The following is a 21,495-nucleotide window of genomic DNA, read 5'->3' as shown; positions in this document are numbered from 1 at the left end:
AAGGCTCATTAGCGGTGGACCCAAAAAGCCTTTTTCTGTAAGCTACAGCTTTAGTGTGTCCACTAAAAGCGCGCAGAATAATTCGATGAAGAAGCGGGGTGACGTGTCCATACGTCACTCCGCTTTTTTACAACCTGCGATCGCCCTTTCAGGCTTTATTTACGGGAGGTCTTCTTGACTAAGCCAGCCATACTCGCCCTTGCTGATGGCAGCATTTTTCGCGGCGAAGCCATTGGAGCCGACGGTCAAACCGTTGGAGAGGTGGTGTTCAACACCGCCATGACCGGCTATCAGGAAATCCTTACCGATCCTTCCTACGCCCAACAGATCGTTACCCTGACCTATCCGCACATCGGCAACACCGGTACTACACCGGAAGATGTCGAGTCTGATCGTGTCTGGTCGGCCGGTCTGGTGATTCGTGACCTGCCACTGGTTGCGAGCAACTGGCGTAACACGATGTCGCTGTCCGATTACCTGAAAGCCAACAATGTTGTGGCGATCGCCGGTATCGATACGCGCCGCCTCACGCGTATCCTGCGTGAAAAAGGCTCGCAGAATGGCTGCATCATGGTCGGTGACAATATTTCCGACGAGGCGGCGATTGCCGCAGCACAAGGCTTCCCTGGCCTGAAAGGCATGGACCTGGCGAAAGTCGTCAGCGTCAAAGAGAAGTACGAGTGGCGTTCCACTGTGTGGGATCTGAAGACCGACAGCCACGCGACTATCGAGGCTGCCGATCTGCCTTACCACGTGGTCGCCTATGACTACGGCGTCAAGTACAACATCCTGCGCATGTTGGTCGAGCGTGGCTGCCGCGTGACCGTGGTGCCCGCGCAAACACCTGCCAGCGACGTGCTCGCGATGCAGCCGGACGGCGTGTTCCTGTCCAACGGCCCGGGTGACCCCGAGCCATGCGACTACGCTATCCAGGCCATCAAGGACGTGCTGGAAACCGACATTCCGGTGTTCGGTATCTGCCTTGGTCACCAGCTGCTGGCTTTGGCCTCCGGCGCCAAGACCCTGAAAATGGGCCACGGCCACCACGGTGCCAACCACCCGGTACAAGACCTGGACACCGGCGTTGTGATGATCACCAGCCAGAACCACGGTTTTGCGGTGGATGAAGCCAGCTTGCCGAGTAATGTGCGCGCCATTCACAAGTCGCTGTTCGACGGTTCCCTGCAGGGCATCGAGCGCACCGACAAGAGCGCGTTCAGCTTCCAGGGCCACCCTGAAGCCAGCCCGGGCCCGAACGACGTAGCGCCGCTGTTCGACCGTTTCATCAATGAGATGGCCAAGCGACGCTGACTGAGTGCTCTGCGGGCGGCCCCGAACCACGGTGGCCCCCGCAGGCTCTTCAAGGATTGTTCTAGACGGCTTGCCGACTGACCTGCGGATTTGAGTGACAAACCCATGCCAAAACGTACAGACATAAAAAGCATCCTGATTCTCGGCGCTGGCCCGATCGTGATCGGCCAGGCCTGCGAATTCGACTACTCCGGCGCCCAGGCCTGTAAGGCCCTGCGTGAGGAGGGCTACCGCGTCATCCTGGTGAACTCCAACCCGGCCACCATCATGACCGACCCGGCCATGGCCGATGCGACGTACATCGAGCCGATCAAATGGCAGACCGTTGCCAAGATCATCGAGAAAGAGCGTCCGGACGCGCTGCTGCCAACCATGGGCGGCCAGACTGCATTGAACTGCGCCCTGGACCTGGAGCGCGAAGGCGTCCTGGAAAAGTTCGGCGTAGAGATGATCGGTGCCAATGCCGACACCATCGACAAGGCTGAAGATCGTTCGCGTTTCGACAAGGCCATGAAGTCCATCGGCCTGGCGTGCCCGCGTTCCGGTATCGCCCACAGCATGGAAGAAGCCAATGCGGTCCTTGAGACCCTGGGCTTCCCGTGCATTATCCGTCCGTCCTTCACCATGGGCGGCACCGGTGGCGGCATTGCCTACAACCGTGAAGAGTTCGAAGAAATCTGCGCGCGTGGCCTGGACCTGTCGCCGACCAAAGAGCTGCTGATCGACGAATCGCTGATCGGTTGGAAAGAATACGAGATGGAGGTGGTCCGCGATAAAAAGGACAACTGCATCATCGTCTGCTCCATCGAAAACTTCGATCCGATGGGCGTGCACACCGGTGACTCGATCACCGTAGCTCCGGCGCAGACCCTGACCGACAAGGAATACCAGATCCTGCGTAACGCCTCCCTGGCGGTACTGCGCGAGATCGGCGTTGAAACCGGCGGTTCCAACGTTCAGTTCGGCATCTGTCCGGACACCGGCCGCATGGTCGTGATCGAGATGAACCCGCGTGTATCGCGTTCTTCGGCGCTGGCCTCGAAAGCTACCGGCTTCCCGATTGCGCGCATCGCTGCCAAGCTGGCTATCGGCTACACCTTGGACGAGCTGCAAAACGAAATCACCGGCGGCGCTATGCCGGCGTCTTTCGAGCCGTCTATCGACTACGTTGTGACCAAGCTGCCACGCTTTGCCTTCGAGAAGTTCGCCAAGGCTGATGCACGCCTGACCACCCAGATGAAGTCGGTCGGCGAAGTCATGGCGATCGGCCGCACGTTCCAGGAATCCCTGCAGAAAGCCCTGCGCGGCCTGGAAGTCGGTGTTTGCGGCCTGGACGAGAAGCTCGACCTGAGCAATCCGGAAAGCATGAGCATCCTCAAGCGCGAGCTGACCGTGCCGGGTGCCGAGCGTATCTGGTACGTGGCTGACGCCTTCCGTGCCGGCCTGAGCGTCGAAGATATCTTCGGCATGAACATGATCGATCCGTGGTTCCTGGTGCAGATCGAAGATCTGATCAAGGAAGAAGAGAAGGTCAAAACTCTGGGCCTGTCGTCTATCGACCGCGACCTGATGTTCCGCCTCAAGCGCAAAGGCTTCTCCGACCAGCGTCTGGCCAAGCTGCTGGGTGTGACCGAGAAGAACCTGCGTACTCATCGCCACAAGCTGGATATCTTTCCGGTCTACAAGCGCGTTGACACCTGCGCCGCAGAGTTCGCCACCGACACTGCCTACATGTACTCCACCTATGAGGAAGAGTGCGAAGCCGCGCCGTCGGATCGCGACAAGATCATCATCCTGGGCGGCGGTCCGAACCGTATCGGCCAGGGTATCGAGTTCGACTATTGCTGCGTACACGCCGCCCTCGCCCTGCGCGAAGACGGGTACGAGACCATCATGGTCAACTGCAACCCGGAAACCGTTTCCACCGACTACGACACCTCCGACCGTCTGTACTTCGAGCCGGTAACGCTGGAAGACGTATTGGAAATCTGCCGCGTCGAGAAGCCTAAGGGCGTGATCGTCCAATACGGCGGCCAGACCCCGCTGAAACTGGCGCGTGCCCTGGAAGCTGCCGGCGTGCCGATCATCGGTACCAGCCCGGACGCTATCGACCGTGCCGAAGACCGTGAGCGCTTCCAGCAGATGGTTGAGCGCCTGAACCTGCGTCAGCCGCCAAACGCTACTGTGCGCAGCGAAGACGAAGCCATCCGTGCAGCCAGCAAGATCGGCTACCCGCTGGTGGTGCGCCCGTCCTACGTACTGGGCGGTCGCGCGATGGAAATCGTCTACGAAGAAGACGAACTCAAGCGCTACCTGCGTGATGCGGTGAAAGTGTCCAACGACAGCCCGGTGCTGCTGGACCACTTCCTCAACTGCGCCATCGAAATGGACGTGGATGCGGTATGCGACGGTACTGACGTAGTGATCGGCGCGATCATGCAGCACATCGAGCAGGCCGGCGTTCACTCCGGTGACTCCGCGTGCTCGCTGCCGCCGTACTCGCTGCCGGCGCACATCCAGGACGAGATGCGCGAACAGGTCAAGAAAATGGCCCTCGAGCTGGGTGTGGTCGGCCTGATGAACGTTCAGTTGGCGCTGCAAGGCGAAGACATCTACGTCATTGAAGTCAACCCGCGTGCCTCGCGTACCGTGCCGTTTGTATCCAAGTGCATCGGTGTGTCCCTGGCCATGATCGCTGCCCGTGTGATGGCCGGTAAGACCTTGAAGGAAATCGGCTTTACCAAGGAAATCATTCCAAACTTCTACAGCGTGAAAGAGGCGGTGTTCCCATTCGCCAAATTCCCTGGTGTGGACCCGATCCTGGGCCCAGAGATGAAGTCCACCGGTGAAGTGATGGGCGTGGGCGATACCTTCGGTGAAGCGTTCGCCAAGGCCCAGATGGGTGCCAGCGAAGTGCTGCCGACCGGCGGTACTGCATTTATCAGCGTGCGTGATGACGACAAGCCACTGGTTGCGGGCGTGGCCCGTGATCTGATCAACTTGGGCTTTGAAGTTGTCGCGACTGCCGGGACCGCCAAGCTGATCGAGGCTGCGGGCTTGAAAGTACGTCGCGTGAACAAGGTGACGGAAGGCCGTCCGCATGTGGTCGACATGATCAAGAATGACGAAGTCACGCTGATCATCAACACCACCGAAGGTCGTCAGTCGATCGCGGATTCCTACTCCATTCGTCGTAATGCCTTGCAGCACAAGATCTACTGCACCACCACCATTGCTGCTGGCGAAGCTATCTGCGAAGCGCTCAAGTTCGGTCCGGAAAAGACCGTGCGTCGCTTGCAGGATCTACACGCAGGATTGAAGGCATGATCAAATACCCAATGACCGTCCAGGGCGCCAAGGCCCTGGAAGAGGAGCACGCCCATCTGACCAAGGTTGTACGTCCGAAGCTGAGCCAGGACATCGGTACGGCCCGCGAGCTGGGTGACTTGAAGGAAAACGCCGAATACCACGCTGCTCGTGAGCAGCAGGGTATGGTCGAGGCGCGGATTCGTGATATCGAGGGCCGCATGCAGAATGCGGTGATCATTGATGTCACGACCATCCCGCATACCGGCAAGGTGATTTTCGGCACGACCGTGGAAATCGCCAACGTCGAGACTGACGAAAGCGTGACTTACCAGATCGTGGGTGAGGATGAGGCTGATTTCAAGCAAGGCAAGATCTCTGTCGGCTCGCCGATCGCTCGCGCCTTGATTGCCAAGGAAGAGGGTGACGTCGTTGCCGTGAAAACGCCGAGCGGCGTCATCGAGTACGAGATTGTCGAAGTCCGCCACATCTGAAAGACGGCGCCCGCTACGTGCGGGCGCCATGCTTTGGCAGCTCTCTCAGATGCTTTGGGTGGGCGGCCTGTGGCTTTTGCATATGGGTGTATTACCGGTGCTGGGCCTTATTGGTCTGGCACCGTTGCTGATCGATGAGATCGACAAATTGCTTAGCGCGCTGCTGGTGGGTTTTGCGGCGGCGTGTGTGTTGCTCCAGGCTTTAGTGCTGGTCAAGGCTGAGGGCTTTGAGAGTTTATGGCGGGACATTCGCGGGCAACTGCTGTTGATGTCGCTGTATGCGTGCGCGATGTTTTGCGTGGTGTATATTTGGCTGCCGCAAGCGTTGCGCTGGCAGTTATTCAGCTATCTTGTGCTAGGGTTTTCCGGTTTGGTGCTGGTCATGCAGCCGGCGCCGGGGTGGAGTGGCAGGGCGCGCGAAGCACGCCCGTGACCCTTTTCATCATTTGAAGCGATGAACGTTCGACAGTTGCTTGTTGACGCTGAAGTTCTTGCGATACAGCAGCGCCATTTTGCCGATGACCTGAACCAGGTCCGCTTTGCCCACCTTGCACAGTTCTGCAACGGCGGCCAAACGCGCTTCGCGATCAAGGATATTGACCTTGATCTTGATCAGTTCGTGATCGTTCAGTGCGCGTTCAAATTCGGCTAAAACACCTTCAGTCAACCCGTTGTCTGCCACAATCAGAACTGGTTTCAGATGGTGGCCAATGGATTTGTACTGTTTCTTCTGCTCTTGAGTGAGCGGCATAATCTGACCCCTGCGTCTGATCTTGTAAAAAGCGGCGGCCAGTTTACCCGAGCGAGTCCGGGACCGCCCAGTTAATCACGACCCGTTTTATTTTTCGAGGTGGCCCGTGGCCCGTTCCAAAACCAGCCTTAAGTGGCTACAAGAACATTTCAATGATCCTTACGTCAAAAAGGCGCAAAAGGACGGCTACCGTTCCCGGGCCAGCTACAAGCTGCTGGAGATCCAGGACAAGGATAAACTGATCCGTCCGGGCATGAGCGTTATCGATCTCGGCGCGGCCCCCGGTGGCTGGTCCCAGGTGACCAGTCGTCTGATTGGTGGGCAAGGCCGATTGATCGCTTCCGACATCCTCGAGATGGACAGCATCCCGGACGTGACCTTTGTTCACGGCGACTTTACCGAAGACAAGGTATTGGCCGAGATCCTGGAGGCTGTGGGAAATTCGCAGGTAGACCTTGTGATTTCCGACATGGCCCCCAATATGAGTGGATTACCGGCTGTTGATATGCCGCGTGCCATGTTCCTGTGTGAGCTGGCGCTGGATTTGGCAGGTCGGGTGTTGCGTCCGGGTGGCGATTTCCTGGTGAAGGTCTTCCAGGGCGAAGGTTTCGACGAGTACCACAAGAACATTCGCAAGTTGTTCGACAAGGTGCAGACCCGTAAACCGGACTCTTCCCGTGACCGGTCCAGGGAGCAGTATCTGCTGTGCCGTGGCTACCGCGGTGTTGAAGGCGCAGCGAGCGAAGAGCGTTTTTGAGAAATTCGAGGAGGGCGATAGGTTTTTTTATATCGCTTTCGTCACGAAGCTTTACGAATATTGTGTAGTCAAAGTTTCACAAAGGGTTACAGACGGCGCCTGCCAGAGTTGTAGGTAATGTAGTAAGTTAGGCCGGTGAATATCATGCGAAGCGCGCGCCAGTAGCGGAGCTTGCTTCAGAGGGTAGTTAATTGAACGATATGGCAAAGAATCTGATCCTGTGGTTGATCATCGCGGCTGTCCTGGTGACGGTGATGAACAACTTCTCCAGCCCTAACGAGCCGCAGACCCTCAACTATTCCGACTTCATCCAGCAAGTTAAGGATGGCAAGGTCGAGCGCGTAGCGGTTGATGGCTACGTGATTACCGGTAAGCGCAACGACGGCGACAGCTTCAAGACCATTCGTCCGGCAATCCAGGACAACGGTCTGATCGGTGACCTGGTGGATAACCACGTGGTTGTCGAAGGCAAGCAGCCTGAACAGCAAAGCATCTGGACTCAGCTCCTGGTGGCAAGCTTCCCGATCCTGGTGATTATCGCCGTGTTCATGTTCTTCATGCGCCAGATGCAAGGTGGTGCGGGAGGCAAGGGCGGGCCGATGAGCTTTGGCAAGAGCAAGGCGCGCCTGCTCTCCGAGGACCAGGTCAAGACTACCCTGGCTGACGTTGCAGGTTGCGATGAAGCCAAGGAAGAAGTGGGTGAGTTGGTCGAGTTCCTGCGTGATCCGGGCAAGTTCCAGCGCCTTGGTGGTCGTATTCCTCGCGGCGTGTTGATGGTAGGTCCGCCAGGTACCGGTAAAACCTTGCTGGCCAAGGCGATTGCCGGCGAAGCCAAGGTGCCTTTCTTCACTATTTCCGGTTCTGACTTCGTCGAGATGTTCGTCGGTGTGGGCGCCAGCCGTGTTCGCGATATGTTCGAACAGGCCAAGAAGCATGCGCCGTGCATCATCTTCATCGATGAGATCGATGCCGTTGGTCGCCATCGTGGCGCTGGCATGGGTGGTGGTCATGATGAACGTGAGCAGACCCTCAACCAGTTGCTGGTAGAGATGGATGGTTTCGAGATGAATGACGGCATTATCGTCATCGCCGCGACCAACCGTCCGGACGTACTGGACCCGGCGTTGCTGCGCCCGGGCCGTTTCGACCGTCAGGTCGTGGTTGGCCTGCCGGATATCCGCGGTCGTGAACAGATTTTGAAAGTACACATGCGCAAGGTGCCAATGGGTGACGACGTGGCTCCGGCTGTGATTGCCCGTGGTACGCCTGGCTTCTCCGGTGCCGACCTGGCCAACCTGGTCAACGAGGCTTCGTTGTTTGCTGCCCGTACCGGCAAGCGCATTGTTGAAATGAAAGAGTTCGAATTGGCAAAAGACAAGATCATGATGGGCGCTGAGCGCAAATCCATGGTCATGTCCGAGAAAGAGAAGCAGAACACGGCTTATCACGAAGCCGGTCACGCCATTGTTGGTCGCGTTGTGCCTGAGCATGACCCGGTCTACAAGGTGTCGATCATTCCTCGTGGCCGTGCGCTGGGTGTGACCATGTTCCTGCCGGAAGAGGATCGCTACAGCCTCTCCAAGCGTGCATTGATCAGCCAGATCTGTTCGCTGTATGGCGGGCGGATTGCCGAGGAGATGACCCTGGGCTTCGATGGCGTCACCACAGGTGCTTCCAATGACATCATGCGTGCCAGCCAGATTGCACGAAATATGGTGACCAAGTGGGGCTTGTCGGAAAAACTCGGTCCTTTGATGTATGCAGAGGAAGAGGGTGAGGTGTTCCTCGGTCGTGGTGGTGGCGGTCAAAGTGCCAGCTTCTCCGGTGAGACTGCCAAGCTGATCGACTCCGAAGTTCGCAGCATCATTGACCAGTGTTATGGCACGGCCAAGCAGATCCTCACCGATAACCGCGACAAGCTTGATGCCATGGCTGATGCGCTGATGAAGTACGAGACCATTGATGCCGATCAGATCGACGACATCATGGCCGGTCGCACACCGCGTGAGCCTCGCGATTGGGAAGGTGGTTCAGGTACTTCGGGTACCCCACCCGTCGTTCAGAACGAACGCCCTGAGACCCCGATCGGCGGCCCGGCAGCTGACCACTAAGGTTTGAAATGACTTCTGCTTTGTCCTCTACCCGGTTGCCTTGCGGCAACCGGGTTCTTGATTTGGCCCATACGCATGTCATGGGTATTCTCAATGTAACTCCTGATTCCTTTTCCGATGGTGGCCGTTTCAGCCAGCTGGATGCCGCGTTGCGTCATGCCGAGGCGATGGTGGCTGCCGGCGCGACCTTGATTGATGTGGGCGGCGAGTCCACTCGGCCTGGGGCTCGTGTGGTATCCCCGTTGGAAGAGCTTGAGCGGGTAGCGCCCATTGTCGAGCGTATCGCCCGTGAGCTGGATGTGATCATTTCTGTGGACACTTCAACTCCCGCGGTAATGCGTGAAACCGCGCGTCTGGGGGCGGGGCTCATCAATGATGTGCGTTCGTTGCGGCGTGACGGTGCTCTCGATGCAGCTGCAGCGACCGGCCTGCCGGTGTGCCTGATGCACATGCTGGGTGAGCCCGGTAACATGCAGGACAGTCCTCACTACGACAACCTGGTCGGTGAGGTCACTGGGTTCCTGGCAGACAGGATCGCTCAGTGTGTCGAGGTGGGCATCGCGTGCGAAAAGATCATCCTTGACCCGGGGTTTGGCTTTGCCAAGACCCTGCAACATAATTTAAGCCTGTTCAAGCATATGGAGGCGCTGCATGCCCTTGGTCGGCCGCTGCTGGTCGGTGTGTCGCGCAAGAGCATGATAGGGCTGGCCTTGAATCGCCCGGTGGGTGAGCGCTTGTACGGCGGCCTCGCCCTTGCAGCGCTTGCCGTGACCAAGGGCGCTCGTATTTTGCGTGTGCATGATGTCGCCGAGACGGTGGATGTGGTGCGCATGATTGCCGCTGTAGAATCAGCCGAATAAGAATGATGGAGCACTTATGACTAAAAAATACTTTGGCACCGACGGCATCCGTGGTCGGGTTGGCGAGTTTCCGATTACCCCTGATTTCATGCTCAAGTTGGGTTGGGCGGCAGGCATGGCGTTCCGCAGCATGGGGGCGTGCCGGATCCTGGTTGGCAAGGACACCCGTATTTCGGGTTATATGTTTGAATCCGCGCTTGAGGCAGGCTTATCTGCTGCCGGCGCCGACGTAATGCTGTTGGGGCCCATGCCGACGCCAGCGATCGCTTACCTGACGCGTACCTTTCACGCTGAAGCCGGTATTGTGATCAGTGCGTCGCACAACCCGCATGACGACAATGGCATCAAGTTCTTCTCGGGGCAGGGCACCAAGTTGCCTGACGAGATCGAGTTGATGATCGAAGAGCTGCTGGATGCGCCGATGACGGTGGTCGAATCCAGCAAGCTGGGCAAGGTGTCGCGTATCAATGATGCGTCCGGCCGTTATATCGAATTCTGCAAAAGCAGCGTGCCGAGCAGTACCAATTTTGCCGGGCTGAAGATCGTTGTCGATTGCGCCCATGGTGCGACCTACAAGGTAGCGCCAAGTGTTTTCAAGGAGCTGGGAGCGCAGGTCACTGTACTATCGGCTCAGCCTAACGGCTTGAACATCAACGACAACTGCGGCTCCACGCATATGGAGCAACTGCAGGCGGCGGTTCTGGCCGAACATGCGGACCTGGGTATCGCGTTCGATGGCGACGGTGATCGTGTGCTGATGGTGGATCACACCGGCATGATTGTGGATGGTGATGATTTGCTGTTCATCATTGCCCGTGATCTGCATGAGCGTAACAAGCTGCAGGGCGGCGTCGTGGGTACCCTCATGAGCAACCTGGGGCTTGAGTTGGCATTGGCGGAGTTGGGTATTCCGTTTATCCGCGCCAATGTCGGCGACCGTTATGTGATCGCCGAGCTTCTGGAGCGTAACTGGCTGGTAGGCGGCGAGAACTCGGGACACGTCGTATGCTTCCAGCATACGACTACGGGCGACGCCATCATCGCTGCGCTGCAGGTGCTTCTGGCCTTGCGTCGTCGTGACGAGAGCCTGGCGCAGGCGCGTCAGGCCCTGCGCAAGTGTCCGCAGGTGCTGCTCAATGTGCGTTTTGCCGGTGGTGAAAATCCGATCGAGCACCCTGCCGTCAAAGAGGCTTGTGAGCGTGTTACCCAGGCAATGGCTGGGCGTGGGCGTGTGTTGTTGCGCAAGTCGGGCACTGAGCCTCTGGTGCGTGTCATGGTCGAAGGCGAGGACGAAACCCAGGTTCGCGGCCATGCCGAAGACCTGGCAAAACTGGTAACTGAAGTTTGCGCCTGAATTCGGCTTGCCAGTGATGGTGTGGTTGGGTAACATCTGCGCCCACTTTGACCGACGGGGTACAGCATGCGTCGCACTATGGTAGCTGGTAACTGGAAGATGCACGGTACCCGCGCCAGTGTCGCTGAGCTGATCAATGGCCTTCGTCACTTGGCCTTGCCTAGCGGTGTTGATGTCGCGGTTTTCCCACCTTGCTTGCATATCAACCAAGTGGTTGATGGCTTGAAGGGCAAGTCGATCCAGGTCGGCGCGCAGAATTCTGCGGTGGAGCCCATGCAAGGCGCATTGACCGGTGAGATTTCGCCGAGTCAGTTGGTTGATGCGGGTTGTGCCTATGTACTCGTTGGGCACTCCGAGCGCCGTCAGATGATGGGCGAGCGGGATGCGACGCTCAATCGCAAGTTCGCCGCGGCACAGGCTTGTGGCTTGGTTCCGGTGTTGTGCATAGGGGAGACCCTTGAGCAGCGCGAATCGGGCAAGACTCTTGAAGTTGTCTCGCGTCAGCTGGGCAGCATCATCGAGGAGCTGGGTGTTGGTGCGTTTGCAAAGGCGGTTATTGCTTACGAGCCGGTCTGGGCCATTGGCACCGGACTGACTGCTACACCGCAACAGGCGCAGGATGTGCATGCAGCCATCCGCGCGCAGTTGGCGGCAGAGAATTCTGAAGTCGCGCAAGGTGTGCGGCTTCTATACGGCGGCAGCGTGAAGGCGGCCAATGCGGTCGAACTGTTCGGCATGCCGGATATCGATGGGGGGCTCATTGGTGGAGCTTCCCTGAATGCAGATGAGTTCGGTGCGATCTGTCGCGCCGCGGGAAACTGAAAAAATGCTGGAAACAGTCGTAGTCGTTTTTCATCTGTTGGCTGCCCTGAGCGTAGTTGCTCTGGTTTTGTTGCAACAGGGTAAAGGTGCGGATGCTGGTGCGTCTTTCGGTGCAGGTGCTTCAAATACTGTGTTCGGAAGCCAAGGTTCCTCTACCTTTCTTAGTAAGTTTACTGCTATACTTGCCGCAGGTTTCTTCATAACCAGCTTAGGGTTAGGTTACTTTGCTAAAGAGAAAGCTCATGTGCTGACTCAGGTAGGTTTGCCAAACCCAGCAGTGTTGGAAGTTCCAAAAGCAAAACCGGCTTCTGATGATGTCCCGGTGCTTCAAGAGCAAAAGTCGGCTACTCCAGCGACTGACGTACCTCCAGCTCAAGAGCAGAAGTAAGAAGGGTTGTAAGCGCTGTATTGCCGAGGTGGTGGAATTGGTAGACACGCAACCTTGAGGTGGTTGTGCCCATAGGGTGTAGGGGTTCGAGTCCCCTTCTCGGTACCAATTATCAGGAGAGCCCGCTGTTGCGGGCTTTCTTGTAGGTGGAAGGTTACATTGACCCTGTAAGGGATCGGTCGTATACTTCCGCCCCAGCTTTGTCGCGGGGTGGAGCAGTCTGGTAGCTCGTCGGGCTCATAACCCGAAGGTCGTCGGTTCAAATCCGGCCCCCGCAACCAGTTTTAGCGGAGCCCCTTTTAAGGGGCTTTTTGTTAGCTGGACACTTTCAACGCCGCTGTTCGACGGCGTTTCAAGGATGGGCGTTTCGCCCATTTTTTTATTTTGCACAGCATGCACATACATGCACGAGGGGGTTCAGGTGTCGAGCAAGCTAGAAGAGTTGCAGGCCTTGCTGGCCCCGGTGGTCGTGGCCCTAGGCTATGAATGCTGGGGTATTGAGTTTTCGGCTCAAGGTCGCCACTCAATGTTGCGCGTTTATATCGATAAAGAGGGCGGCGTGCTGGTGGACGATTGTGCCATTGTCAGCCGTCAGATCAGCGGTGTGCTGGATGTTGAAGATCCGATTTCCGTTGAGTACACCCTTGAAGTTTCCTCGCCAGGCATGGAACGCCCACTGTTCACTATTGATCAGTTTGCAAAATTTGCCGGTGAACAAGTGAAGATCAAGCTGCGTTCGCCCTTCGAAGGGCGACGCAACTTTCAGGGCCTTCTGCGCGGTGTAGAAGAACAGGATGTCGTGGTGCAGGTAGAAGACCATGAGTTCCTGTTGCCGATCGATATGATCGACAAGGCCAACATTATTCCCAGTTTTGACTGAGACGCGGATCCCGCGGATCCAATGGCTTGCGAAAGGCGAGGCGTACGATGAGCAAAGAAGTACTGCTGGTTGTTGAGTCGGTATCCAATGAAAAGGGCGTACCGGCAAACGTGATTTTTGAAGCGCTGGAGCTGGCCCTGGCCACTGCTACCAAAAAGCGTTTTGAAGACGAAGTTGATCTGCGTGTGGAAATCAACCGCCACACCGGTGCCTATGAGACTTTCCGTCGCTGGACGGTCGTCGAAGAAGCCGATCTTGATGATCCGGCCATCGAAACCTGGCCGAGCAAGGTTGCGCAAACGCACCCGGGCGCCCAGGTCGGTGATGTCGTCGAAGAAAAGATCGAATCGATCGAATTCGGCCGTATTGCTGCACAGACCGCCAAGCAGGTCATCGTGCAGAAGGTTCGTGAAGCCGAGCGCGCTCAAGTCGTTGACGCTTATCGCGAGCGCCTGGGTGAAATCATCTCCGGCACCGTGAAAAAAGTTACCCGCGACAATGTGATCGTCGACCTGGGCAACAACGCCGAAGCGTTGCTGGCCCGCGAAGACATCATCTCTCGCGAAACCTTCCGTGTCGGCGTGCGTCTGCGTGCGCTGCTCAAGGAAATCCGCACCGAGAACCGCGGTCCTCAGCTGATCCTGTCGCGTACCGCGCCGGAAATGCTGATCGAGCTGTTCCGCATCGAAGTGCCGGAAATTGCCGAAGGTCTGATCGAAGTCATGGCTGCGTCCCGCGATCCGGGTTCGCGTGCCAAGATCGCGGTTCGCTCCAAGGACAAACGCATCGACCCGCAAGGCGCTTGCATCGGTATGCGCGGTTCGCGCGTCCAGGCAGTGTCGGGCGAATTGGGCGGTGAGCGTGTGGATATCGTCCTGTGGGACGATAACCCGGCGCAGTTCGTGATCAACGCCATGTCGCCGGCTGAAGTGGCGGCAATTATCGTTGACGAAGATGCCCATGCAATGGACATCGCCGTTGGCGCAGACAATCTGGCTCAGGCCATTGGTCGTGGTGGTCAGAACGTGCGTCTGGCCAGCCAACTGACCGGCTGGACCCTGAACGTGATGACCGAATCGGACATCCAGGCTAAGCAGCAAGCTGAAACCGGTGACATCCTGCGCAACTTCATCGAAGAGTTGGAAGTCGATGAAGACCTGGCACAGGTACTGGTAGATGAAGGCTTCACCAGCCTGGAAGAGATTGCCTACGTACCGTTGGAAGAAATGCTCAACATCGACGGCTTTGACGAAGACACCGTCAACGAGCTTCGCGCTCGGGCCAAGGATCGTTTGTTGACTAAAGCCATCGCTACTGAGGAAAAGCTGGCAGACGCCCATCCGGCCGAAGACCTGCTCTCGCTTGAGGGTATGGACAAGGATTTGGCGATGGAACTGGCGGTGCGCGGCGTAATTACCCGCGAAGACCTGGCCGAGCAGTCTATTGACGATCTGCTCGACATCGACGGCATTGACGAAGATCGTGCCGGCAAGTTGATCATGGCCGCCCGAGCCCATTGGTTCGAGTAATTAGGCGCGGCCTGAGGAGAGAAGTGCATGACGCAAGTCACGGTGAAACAACTGGCCGATGAGGTCAAAACACCGGTAGAGCGCCTGTTGCAGCAGATGCGTGAGGCAGGTCTGCCGCACACCGCCGCCGATGAAGGTGTGAGCGATAGTGAGAAGCAGTCTTTGCTGACTCACTTGAAGAGCAGCCACAAGGCGAAAGTGGAAGAACCGCGCAAGATTACATTGCAGCGCAAAACCACCAGCACCCTGCGTGTTGCGGGTAGCAAGAGCATCAGCGTAGAAGTACGCAAGAAGAAAGTCTTCGTACAGCGCAGCCCGGAAGAAATCGAAGCCGAGCGCAAACGCGAGCTGGATGAACGTCGCGCAGTAGAAAATGCTGCTCGCCAGAAGGCTGAAGAAGAAGCCAAGCGTCGCGCCGAAGAAGAAGCGCGTCGCCAGCCTGCTGCTGCGCAACCTGCCAACACTGAAGCGGTTGCCGCTCCTGTTGAAGCTGTGCGTGAGGCCGCCCCGATTGCTGCTGCGCCTGCTCCTGCAGCTGACGCCCGCAAGCGCGACGAACCTCGTCGTCCGGACAAACCACGTGCCGACGATAACAATCGTCGCGGTGGTGGTGGCGATGGCGAGCGCAAAAACGCTCCGCATCGTGCCTCGGTCAAAGAGAAAGCGCCTGCTCCACGCGTTGCCCCACGTACTACCGACGAAGAAAGCGATGGCTTCCGTCGCGGTGGTCGCGGCAAGGCCAAGCTGAAAAAACGCAACGCCCACGGTTTCCAGAGCCCAACCGGCCCTGTCGTGCGTGAAGTGAAGATCGGCGAGACCATCACTGTGGGCGATCTGGCCCAGCAGATGTCGGTCAAGGCTGCTGAAATCATCAAGTTCATGTTCAAGCTGGGCACCCCGGCCACCATCAACCAGGTACTGGATCAGGAAACTGCCCAGTTGGTTGCTGAAGAGCTGGGCCACAAAGTGACCCTGGTCAGCGACACCGCCCTGGAAGATTCCCTGGCCGAGTCCCTGAAGTTTGAAGGCGAGGCAGTTTCCCGTGCACCGGTTGTGACCGTAATGGGCCACGTTGACCACGGTAAAACTTCCCTGCTCGACTACATCCGTCGTGCCAAGGTTGCCGCAGGCGAAGCCGGTGGTATTACCCAGCACATCGGTGCATACCACGTTGAAACCGAACGCGGCATGGTCACCTTCCTCGACACTCCAGGTCACGCCGCGTTTACCGCAATGCGTGCCCGTGGTGCCAAGGCGACCGACATCGTGATCCTGGTGGTTGCAGCGGACGACGGCGTAATGCCGCAGACCATTGAAGCTGTCCAGCACGCCAAGGCTGCCGGTGTTCCTCTGGTTGTAGCCGTGAACAAAATCGACAAGCCCGGCGCCGATCTCGATCGCATCCGTAGCGAACTGTCGGTTCACGGCGTGACATCCGAGGAATGGGGTGGCGAGACGCCATTCGTATCGGTCTCGGCGAAAATGGGTACCGGCGTTGACGAACTGCTCGAAGCGGTCCTGTTGCAAGCTGAAGTCCTGGAATTGACCGCTACGCCTTCGGCTCCTGGCCGTGGTGTAGTGGTTGAATCGCGCCTCGACAAGGGCCGTGGCCCGGTCGCGACCGTGCTGGTTCAAGACGGTACCCTGCGCCAAGGCGACATGGTGCTGGTCGGTTCGAACTACGGCCGTGTACGTGCCATGCTCGACGAGAACGGCAAGCCAATCAAGGAAGCAGGTCCTGCTATCCCGGTCGAGATCCTCGGCCTGGACGGTACGCCGGACGCTGGCGACGAGATGAGCGTAGTTGCCGACGAGAAGAAAGCCCGTGAAGTGGCTCTGTTCCGTCAAGGCAAGTTCCGCGAAGTTAAGCTGGCCCGTGCTCACGCCGGCAAGCTGGAAAACATCTTCGAGAACATGGGCCAGGAAGAGAAGAAGACGCTTAACATCGTCCTCAAATCCGACGTCCGTGGTTCCCTCGAAGCGTTGAACGGCGCCTTGAACGGCCTGGGTAACGACGAAGTGCAAGTGCGTGTTGTCGGTGGCGGTGTCGGTGGTATCACCGAGTCCGACGCCAACCTGGCACTGGCTTCCAGCGCTGTACTGTTCGGCTTCAACGTGCGTGCCGATGCTGGCGCTCGCAAGATCGTCGAGCAGGAAGGTCTGGACATGCGTTACTACAACGTCATCTACGACATCATCGAAGACGTCAAGAAAGCCCTTACCGGTATGCTTGGCAGCGATGTCCGGGAGAACATCCTGGGTATCGCCGAGGTGCGTGACGTGTTCCGCTCGCCGAAATTCGGCGCGATCGCCGGTTGCATGGTTGTCGAAGGCACCGTGTACCGTAACCGTCCGATCCGTGTACTGCGTGAAGACATCGTTATCTTCGAAGGCGAGCTGGAATCCCTGCGCCGCTTCAAGGATGACGCTGCCGAAGTACGTGCCGGCATGGAATGCGGTATCGGCGTCAAGAGCTACAACGACGTCAAGGTTGGCGACAAGATCGAAGTCTTCGAGAAGGTTCAGGTTGCTCGCAGCCTCTAACTCGCGCACTTCAGGAGCCACACAGCGCGTGGGCATGTATTTGCCCCGCGCCGTGTCCGGACTCTAAACGCAACGCCCGGTCTGGCTTTTGTCAGGCCGGGCGTTTGCCGCTTTCAGACCCCACGGGTTTCACCGTGTGGCAGTAACAGGTAACAAGACATGGCAAAAGAATACAGCCGTACCCAGCGTATCGGCGATCAGATGCAGCGTGAGCTGGCTCAACTGATCCGTCGCGAAGTCAAAGACCCCCGCGTTGGCCTGGTCACCATCACCGCCGTTGAAGTGAGCCGTGACGTGGGTCATGCCAAAATCTTCATCACCGTGATGGGGCAGGACAACAGCGAAGAAATCGCGCAAAGCATCAAGGTGCTCAACTCCGCCGCAGGTTTCCTGCGGATGCAGTTGGCCCGCGAAATGAAGCTGCGCAGCGTTCCGCAGTTGCACTTCCATTACGACGAAAGCGTCGTGCGTGGCGCGCACCTCTCGGCCTTGATCGAGCGCGCCGTGGCTGAAGACAGTCAGCATCCGTCCACACCTGAAGACGCCAAGGAGTAAGCGGTGGCTCAGGTCAAACGTATCCGTCGCAACGTCAGTGGCATCATTCTGCTCGACAAGCCCATTGGTTTTACCTCCAATGCGGCGCTGCAGAAGGTCCGCTGGCTGCTTAACGCCGAGAAGGCGGGACACACCGGCAGCCTGGATCCACTGGCCACCGGCGTTCTGCCGTTGTGCTTTGGTGAGGCCACCAAGTTCTCGCAGTACCTGCTTGATTCGGACAAGGGTTATGAAACCCTCATGCAACTGGGCAAGACAACCACCACGGCAGACGCCGAAGGTGATGTTTTGCAGGTTCGCGACGTGACCGTTGGTCGTGCGGATATCGAAGCTGCATTACCTGCTTTTCGTGGGCAAATCAGTCAGATACCGCCGATGTACTCGGCGCTCAAGCGGGATGGGCAACCTCTTTATAAGCTGGCACGTGCGGGCGAAGTGGTGGAGCGCGAACCGCGTTCTGTTACTATTGCCCGGCTGGAACTGCTCGCCTGTGAAGGTGACACTGCTCGATTGGCGGTGGACTGCAGCAAAGGCACCTATATCCGTACCCTCGTGGAAGATATTGGTGAGAAGCTGGGCTGCGGTGCTTATGTAGCTGAACTGCGACGTACCCAGGCAGGCCCTTTCACCCTGGCCCAGACGGTCACGCTGGAAGAGCTGGAAGCGGTGCACGCCGAAGGCGGCAACGAAGCGGTTGATCGCTTCCTGATGCCCTCGGACAGTGGTTTGCTGGATTGGCCATTGCTGCACTTCTCGGAGCACAGCGCGTTCTACTGGCTCAACGGCCAGCCGGTACGCGCCCCGGATGCCCCGAAGTTCGGCATGGTGCGAGTACAGGATCATAACGGTCGCTTTATCGGTATCGGTGAAGTGAGCGAAGACGGGCGCATCGCGCCGCGTCGACTGATTCGGTCAGAATGACCGAACGAGGGTGGCTGTTAATAGGCATGGTCACTTCTCATTTATAGATACGGGGGTATGCCCTCGGCCTATTGAGATCACCCCTTGGGTGGTTTCCTGAAAAAAGGATTGCCTCATGGCTCTCGACGTTCAAGAAAAAGCACAAATCGTAGCTGACTATCAGCAAGCTGTTGGTGACACTGGTTCGCCAGAAGTGCAAGTTGCACTGCTGACCCACAACATCAACAAACTGCAAGGTCACTTCAAGGCCAACGGTAAAGACCACCACTCCCGTCGTGGTCTGATCCGCATGGTAAACCAGCGCCGTAAGCTGCTGGACTACCTGAAAGGCAAGGATCTGGGTCGTTATCAGACTCTGATCGGTCGCCTGGGTCTGCGTCGCTAATCAGCGATTGCGCTAGAGGTTGGTTGTCTGCCGTGTGCCAGTGGGATTCCCGCTGGCCCATGGTAGGCTCCCAGCCTCAAGTTTTATCTGGATACACGTTTTACCCTGGACGAGGGTCGGGCCGATTCCCGACATTGCCCAAGAATTTCGCAAGAAGACAAGTTCCCCCAAGAGCCACAAAGAAGGTAGGACACCGTGAACCCGGTTATCAAAAAATTCCAGTTCGGTCAGTCGACCGTTACCCTCGAGACAGGCCGTATCGCCCGTCAAGCCTCCGGCGCAGTGCTGGTTACCGTTGACGACGACGTTACCGTACTGGTGACCGTGGTTGGCGCCAAGACCGCTGACCCGAGCAAGGGCTTCTTCCCTCTGTCCGTTCACTACCAGGAAAAGACTTACGCTGCCGGTAAGATCCCTGGCGGTTTCTTCAAGCGCGAAGGCCGTCCTTCCGAGAAAGAAACCCTGACATCCCGACTGATCGACCGTCCGATCCGTCCGCTGTTCCCAGAAGGCTTCATGAACGAAGTGCAGGTTGTCTGCACCGTCGTTTCCACCAGCAAAAAGACCGATCCGGACATCGCTGCGATGATCGGTACTTCGGCTGCGCTGGCGATCTCGGGCATTCCGTTCGATGGTCCTATCGGTGCCGCTCGCGTTGCTTTCCATGAAAGCACCGGTTACCTGCTGAACCCATCTTACGAGCAGCAGAAAGCTTCGAGCCTGGACATGGTCGTTGCCGGTACCTCCGAAGCCGTATTGATGGTTGAGTCGGAAGCCAAAGAGCTGACCGAAGACCAGATGCTGGGCGCCGTACTGTTTGCTCACGACGAGTTCCAGGTGGTAATCAACGCGGTCAAGGAATTGGCTGCCGAAGCTGCCAAGCCAACCTGGACCTGGGCTGCTGCCCCGGAAGCCACCGACCTGCTGGGCGCTATCCGCTCCGAGTTCGGCGCTGCCATCTCCGACGCCTACACCATCACCGTCAAGGCCGACCGTTACGCTCGCCTGGGCGAGTTGAAGGACCAGGTTGTCGCCAAGTTGTCCGGTGAAGAAGGCCAGCCTTCTGCCAGCGACGTCAAGGCTGCATTCGGCGAAATCGAATACCGCACCGTTCGCGAAAACATCGTTAACGGCAAGCCACGTATCGACGGTCGCGACACTCGCACCGTGCGCCCGCTGAACATCGAAGTCGGCGTGCTGCCCAAGACTCACGGTTCGGCGCTGTTCACCCGTGGTGAAACCCAGGCCCTGGTAGTCGCGACTCTGGGTACTGCCCGTGACGCACAACTGCTGGACACCCTGGAAGGCGAGAAAAAAGACCCGTTCATGCTGCACTACAACTTCCCTCCGTTCTCGGTGGGCGAGTGTGGCCGCATGGGTGGTGCTGGTCGTCGTGAAATCGGTCACGGCCGTCTGGCCCGTCGTTCGATTGCTGCGATGCTGCCGGCTGCCGATGTGTTCCCGTACACCATCCGTGTCGTATCGGAAATCACTGAGTCCAACGGTTCCAGCTCGATGGCTTCCGTTTGCGGTGCTTCCCTGGCGCTGATGGACGCTGGTGTGCCGATGAAGGCGCCGGTTGCCGGTATCGCCATGGGCCTGGTTAAAGAAGGCGAGAAGTTCGCCATCCTGACCGACATCCTGGGCGACGAAGACCACCTGGGCGACATGGACTTCAAAGTAGCCGGTACCGCTAAAGGCGTAACCGCGCTGCAGATGGACATCAAGATCAAGGGCATCACTGAAGAGATCATGGAAATCGCTCTGGGCCAAGCCCTGGAAGCGCGCCTGAACATCCTCGGCCAGATGAACCAGATCATTGGCCAGTCGCGTACCGAACTGTCGGAAAACGCTCCGACCATGATCGCGATGAAAATCGACACCGACAAAATCCGTGATGTTATCGGTAAAGGCGGCGCGACCATCCGTGCGATCTGTGAAGAAACCAAGGCTTCGATCGACATCGAAGACGACGGCTCGATCAAGATCTTCGGCGAAACCAAGGAAGCGGCTGAAGCTGCACGCCAACGCGTCCTGGGCATCACCGCTGAGGCCGAGATCGGCAAGATCTACGTCGGCAAGGTTGAGCGCATCGTCGACTTCGGCGCATTCGTCAACATCCTGCCGGGCAAAGACGGTCTGGTTCACATCTCCATGCTGAGCGACGCTCGTGTTGAGAAAGTGACCGACATTCTCAAAGAAGGCCAGGAAGTGGAAGTGCTGGTACTGGACGTGGACAACCGCGGCCGTATCAAGCTGTCCATCAAGGACGTAGCAGCAGCCAAGGCTTCGGGCGTTTAATCACCCCGCGTTCTAGCTGAAAAAAAGGGACTCTTCGGAGTCCCTTTTTTGTGGGAGAAGGAAATTCCCCTAAAATCAGTTGTTTAGTCGCCTGCAAAAACCGCAACTTGCACGCAGGCACGACCTGCTTCATGCAACTTGCACGATTTCGAAAATCGCTCTGTTTTTTAACTTGTTGTTTTATAAAGATTTTGTCCTGTTATCCCACTTGGCACGCCGCCTGCAC

The 21,495-nt window shown here is 57.7% G+C and carries 18 protein-coding genes and 2 tRNA genes; 19 read left to right on the top strand and 1 reads right to left on the bottom strand.

Features of this window, described 5'->3' with window-relative positions; translation table 11 throughout:
* The first annotated feature begins 174 nt into the window (after window positions 1-174).
* The 4 genes from carA (at window position 175) to E4P00_RS12630 (ending at window position 5,544) form a co-directional block, all read left to right on the top strand.
* Window positions 175-1,311 (top strand): glutamine-hydrolyzing carbamoyl-phosphate synthase small subunit, encoded by a 1,137-nt coding sequence (gene carA, locus E4P00_RS12645; protein ID WP_005791498.1) that lies wholly within the window; start codon window positions 175-177, stop codon window positions 1,309-1,311.
* Window positions 1,312-1,416: 105 nt separating this feature from the next.
* A complete protein-coding gene (gene carB / locus E4P00_RS12640) occupies window positions 1,417-4,638 on the top strand; it encodes a carbamoyl-phosphate synthase large subunit (protein WP_005791497.1) in 3,222 nt (1,073 codons plus the stop codon).
* On the top strand, window positions 4,635-5,111 hold the full coding sequence (gene greA / locus E4P00_RS12635) for a transcription elongation factor GreA (RefSeq protein WP_005791494.1): 477 nt from the start codon (window positions 4,635-4,637) through the stop codon (window positions 5,109-5,111). Before carB ends, greA begins: the two co-directional genes overlap by 4 nt.
* 28 nt (window positions 5,112-5,139) lie before the next feature.
* A complete protein-coding gene (locus tag E4P00_RS12630; protein ID WP_005791492.1) occupies window positions 5,140-5,544 on the top strand; it encodes a hypothetical protein in 405 nt (134 codons plus the stop codon).
* Between the two features lie 9 nt (window positions 5,545-5,553).
* Here the strand turns inward: E4P00_RS12630 and E4P00_RS12625 are convergent, their stop codons facing one another.
* Window positions 5,554-5,862 carry a YhbY family RNA-binding protein gene (locus E4P00_RS12625; RefSeq protein ID WP_003176146.1) on the bottom strand — a complete coding sequence of 103 codons (309 nt, stop codon included), beginning with the start codon at window positions 5,860-5,862 and terminating at the stop codon, window positions 5,554-5,556.
* Window positions 5,863-5,968: 106 nt separating this feature from the next.
* Here E4P00_RS12625 and rlmE point away from each other — a divergent pair, with 106 nt between their 5' ends.
* From rlmE to pnp, 15 genes are all read left to right on the top strand, one after another.
* Window positions 5,969-6,619, top strand: coding sequence for a 23S rRNA (uridine(2552)-2'-O)-methyltransferase RlmE (rlmE, locus tag E4P00_RS12620; protein ID WP_003194199.1), 651 nt, complete (start codon window positions 5,969-5,971; stop codon window positions 6,617-6,619).
* A gap of 200 nt (window positions 6,620-6,819) precedes the next feature.
* Window positions 6,820-8,730, top strand: a complete 1,911-nt coding sequence (gene ftsH / locus E4P00_RS12615) for an ATP-dependent zinc metalloprotease FtsH (protein ID WP_032803717.1) — start codon at window positions 6,820-6,822, stop codon at window positions 8,728-8,730.
* Between the two features lie 8 nt (window positions 8,731-8,738).
* Window positions 8,739-9,590 carry a dihydropteroate synthase gene (folP, locus tag E4P00_RS12610; RefSeq protein ID WP_032879443.1) on the top strand — a complete coding sequence of 284 codons (852 nt, stop codon included), beginning with the start codon at window positions 8,739-8,741 and terminating at the stop codon, window positions 9,588-9,590.
* A 16-nt stretch (window positions 9,591-9,606) separates the two neighbouring features.
* Entirely contained in the window at window positions 9,607-10,944 is a 1,338-nt protein-coding gene (gene glmM, locus E4P00_RS12605) for a phosphoglucosamine mutase (protein ID WP_005791485.1), read from the top strand.
* A gap of 66 nt (window positions 10,945-11,010) precedes the next feature.
* Complete coding sequence (gene tpiA, locus E4P00_RS12600; protein ID WP_005791483.1) at window positions 11,011-11,766, top strand: triose-phosphate isomerase; 756 nt, start codon at window positions 11,011-11,013, stop codon at window positions 11,764-11,766.
* 4 nt (window positions 11,767-11,770) lie between these two features.
* Entirely contained in the window at window positions 11,771-12,154 is a 384-nt protein-coding gene (secG, locus tag E4P00_RS12595) for a preprotein translocase subunit SecG (protein ID WP_003194191.1), read from the top strand.
* 22 nt (window positions 12,155-12,176) lie between these two features.
* Window positions 12,177-12,262 (top strand) — tRNA-Leu (locus tag E4P00_RS12590).
* 96 nt (window positions 12,263-12,358) lie between these two features.
* A tRNA-Met gene (locus E4P00_RS12585) sits at window positions 12,359-12,435 on the top strand.
* Between the two features lie 140 nt (window positions 12,436-12,575).
* Window positions 12,576-13,034 carry a ribosome maturation factor RimP gene (gene rimP, locus E4P00_RS12580; protein WP_003235029.1) on the top strand — a complete coding sequence of 153 codons (459 nt, stop codon included), beginning with the start codon at window positions 12,576-12,578 and terminating at the stop codon, window positions 13,032-13,034.
* Window positions 13,035-13,081: 47 nt separating this feature from the next.
* Window positions 13,082-14,563 carry a transcription termination factor NusA gene (gene nusA / locus E4P00_RS12575; RefSeq protein WP_005791481.1) on the top strand — a complete coding sequence of 494 codons (1,482 nt, stop codon included), beginning with the start codon at window positions 13,082-13,084 and terminating at the stop codon, window positions 14,561-14,563.
* Between the two features lie 27 nt (window positions 14,564-14,590).
* Window positions 14,591-17,107, top strand: a complete 2,517-nt coding sequence (infB, locus tag E4P00_RS12570; RefSeq protein ID WP_078822321.1) for a translation initiation factor IF-2 — start codon at window positions 14,591-14,593, stop codon at window positions 17,105-17,107.
* A 159-nt stretch (window positions 17,108-17,266) separates the two neighbouring features.
* Entirely contained in the window at window positions 17,267-17,662 is a 396-nt protein-coding gene (gene rbfA / locus E4P00_RS12565) for a 30S ribosome-binding factor RbfA (RefSeq protein WP_003176137.1), read from the top strand.
* Between the two features lie 3 nt (window positions 17,663-17,665).
* On the top strand, window positions 17,666-18,583 hold the full coding sequence (gene truB / locus E4P00_RS12560; protein ID WP_005791476.1) for a tRNA pseudouridine(55) synthase TruB: 918 nt from the start codon (window positions 17,666-17,668) through the stop codon (window positions 18,581-18,583).
* Window positions 18,584-18,698: 115 nt separating this feature from the next.
* On the top strand, window positions 18,699-18,968 hold the full coding sequence (gene rpsO / locus E4P00_RS12555; protein WP_003177875.1) for a 30S ribosomal protein S15: 270 nt from the start codon (window positions 18,699-18,701) through the stop codon (window positions 18,966-18,968).
* Window positions 18,969-19,163: 195 nt separating this feature from the next.
* The gene (pnp, locus tag E4P00_RS12550; RefSeq protein ID WP_005791474.1) at window positions 19,164-21,269 is read left to right on the top strand and encodes a polyribonucleotide nucleotidyltransferase; all 2,106 of its coding nucleotides are present in this window, start codon (window positions 19,164-19,166) and stop codon (window positions 21,267-21,269) included.
* The last annotated feature ends 226 nt before the right edge of the window (window positions 21,270-21,495 follow it).

This window comes from Pseudomonas sp. B329, assembly GCF_023127835.1.
Classification (GTDB): domain Bacteria; phylum Pseudomonadota; class Gammaproteobacteria; order Pseudomonadales; family Pseudomonadaceae; genus Aquipseudomonas; species Aquipseudomonas synxantha_A.
This window is presented reverse-complemented; position numbering and strand designations above follow the sequence as displayed.

Bases quoted from the DNA above. Each gene is read 5' to 3' on its own strand.
- carB (WP_005791497.1), top strand. From the start codon at position 1,417: ATGCCAAAACGTACAGACATAAAAAGCATCCTGATTCTCGGCGCTGGC.
- greA (WP_005791494.1), top strand. From the start codon at position 4,635: ATGATCAAATACCCAATGACCGTCCAGGGCGCCAAGGCCCTGGAAGAG.
- E4P00_RS12630 (WP_005791492.1), top strand. From the start codon at position 5,140: ATGCTTTGGCAGCTCTCTCAGATGCTTTGGGTGGGCGGCCTGTGGCTT.
- E4P00_RS12625 (WP_003176146.1), bottom strand. From the start codon at position 5,862: ATGCCGCTCACTCAAGAGCAGAAGAAACAGTACAAATCCATTGGCCAC.
- ftsH (WP_032803717.1), top strand. From the start codon at position 6,820: ATGGCAAAGAATCTGATCCTGTGGTTGATCATCGCGGCTGTCCTGGTG.
- folP (WP_032879443.1), top strand. From the start codon at position 8,739: ATGACTTCTGCTTTGTCCTCTACCCGGTTGCCTTGCGGCAACCGGGTT.
- glmM (WP_005791485.1), top strand. From the start codon at position 9,607: ATGACTAAAAAATACTTTGGCACCGACGGCATCCGTGGTCGGGTTGGC.
- tpiA (WP_005791483.1), top strand. From the start codon at position 11,011: ATGCGTCGCACTATGGTAGCTGGTAACTGGAAGATGCACGGTACCCGC.
- secG (WP_003194191.1), top strand. From the start codon at position 11,771: ATGCTGGAAACAGTCGTAGTCGTTTTTCATCTGTTGGCTGCCCTGAGC.
- nusA (WP_005791481.1), top strand. From the start codon at position 13,082: ATGAGCAAAGAAGTACTGCTGGTTGTTGAGTCGGTATCCAATGAAAAG.
- infB (WP_078822321.1), top strand. From the start codon at position 14,591: ATGACGCAAGTCACGGTGAAACAACTGGCCGATGAGGTCAAAACACCG.
- rbfA (WP_003176137.1), top strand. From the start codon at position 17,267: ATGGCAAAAGAATACAGCCGTACCCAGCGTATCGGCGATCAGATGCAG.
- rpsO (WP_003177875.1), top strand. From the start codon at position 18,699: ATGGCTCTCGACGTTCAAGAAAAAGCACAAATCGTAGCTGACTATCAG.